Origin of the sequence: Planococcus sp. APC 3900, from assembly GCF_030407735.1 — a bacterium.
Lineage (GTDB): Bacteria > Bacillota > Bacilli > Bacillales_A > Planococcaceae > Planococcus > Planococcus notacanthi.
Map to the genome: position 1 here is coordinate 1 of NZ_JASDCT010000021.1, position 1676 is coordinate 1676.

A 1676-nucleotide genomic window follows, 5' to 3' on the forward strand; every position below is an offset into this window, starting at 1 on the left:
AAATTGGAGGCCACTGAAAAACTACAACAAAAAGCACCGGATTTCTGAATTTTAGAAATTCGGTGTTTTTTGTTGTATACTGGTTCTAAATTCAAGGAGGGATACCCATGATGCCAGACAGACCATCCATGAAACCCAGTCCTTATGCAGCCCTTTATGATATTGTCATTCCCCAAGATCACATTTTCCGTCGCATCAATGAGCTGGTCGATTTCTCCTTTGTGACACAGGAACTGGCGGAAAAGTACTGTTCTGACAATGGTCGGATGGCCATCCACCCGATTCGCATGTTCAAATACCTGCTTCTGAAAAGCATGAATCCCCTGTCAGATGTAGATTTGGTCGAACGTTCCAAATTCGATCTCTCCTACAAGTTTTTTCTGGATATGGCTCCAGAGGAAGCGGTAATCAATCCAAGTTCGTTAACCAAATTCCGGAAGCTGCGCCTTGAAGATAGCGATCTTTTAGACCTCCTCATCGAAAAGACCATGGCCATTGCGATGGACCTTGACCTGATTGAAACAGGGACCATTATTGTCGATGCCACCCACACCCAATCCCGCTACAACTTGAAAAAAACACAAGAGATCCTGCAGGATCAGTCCCGTAAATTACGTAAAACCATTTATTCGGTGGATGAGTCCATGAAGGAACAGTTTCCGAAGAAGAATACAAAGGATGACCTCGAAGCAGAACTCGATTACTGCAAGGAATTAATCGCGTCGATTGATCAGGTTCCCGGTCTATCGGCCAATCCGAAAATCGGGGAATCGCTTCGTCTCCTGGAAGAAACAATGGCGGATGACATCGAACAGCTGCGCTGTTCGACAGATCCAGATGCCCGAACCGGGCATAAATCTGTGGACACATCGTTTTTCGGCTATAAAACCCACCTCGCGATGAGTGTCGAGCGACTCGTTACGGCGGCGATCGTGACCACCGGTGAAAAAAACGATGGGAAACTTCTTCAATCTCTCATTGAAAAGAGTTGCGCCGCTGGAGTCCATGTGAATACGGTCATTGGAGATACAGCGTATTCGGAAAAAAGCAATCTGCAGTATGCGGAGGAAAATCACATCTGCCTCATTTCCAAACTGAACCCCCAGATTACAGATGGCCAGCGAAAAAAAGAAGACGAATTCGATTTCAATAAAGACGCGGGCATGTACGTCTGTAAAGCAGGACATATGGCGATCCGGAAGGCCCGGCAAGGCAGAAAAGGTGTCGGACAGAATCAAGCGGACACTTATTTTTTCGATATCGAACGCTGTAAGCGTTGCCCGTTACGGGAAGGCTGTTATAAGGAAGGGGCCAAAAGCAAAACCTACTCGGTCTCCATTAAATCCAGCGAACACACCATCCAGAGAGATTTCCAAGAAAGTGACTTCTTTAAAAAAGCGGTCAAAGAGCGATACAAAATCGAAGCCAAGAACAGTGAACTGAAGACTCGGCATGGGTACCGGGTGACTTCCGGGGCCGGATTGAGCGGCATGGCCTTGCAAGGCGCCATGGCGATTTTCACCGTGAACCTGAAACGGATTCTTCGATTACTGGATGAGCGCAGGCAAGCTCCGGAACAATAAAGGCGAAAAAAAAGAATCAGAAGGCAGGATTCCCTGCCTTCTGACTCTTTTTTGTCTCCCGCTGATTCCAAGGGAGGGTTTTTCAGTGGCCTC

The 1676-nt window shown here is 47.1% G+C and carries 1 protein-coding gene; it reads left to right on the forward strand.

Translation table 11 applies throughout. The features are described 5' to 3' along the window. The first annotated feature begins 107 nt into the window (after window positions 1–107). Window positions 108–1583 (forward strand): IS1182 family transposase, encoded by a 1476-nt coding sequence (locus tag QMA04_RS18100; RefSeq protein ID WP_290187269.1) that lies wholly within the window; start codon window positions 108–110, stop codon window positions 1581–1583. The last annotated feature ends 93 nt before the right edge of the window (window positions 1584–1676 follow it).

Coding starts and splice junctions, on each gene's coding strand:
- QMA04_RS18100 (WP_290187269.1), top strand. CDS start 108: ATGATGCCAGACAGACCATCCATGAAACCCAGTCCTTATGCAGCCCTT.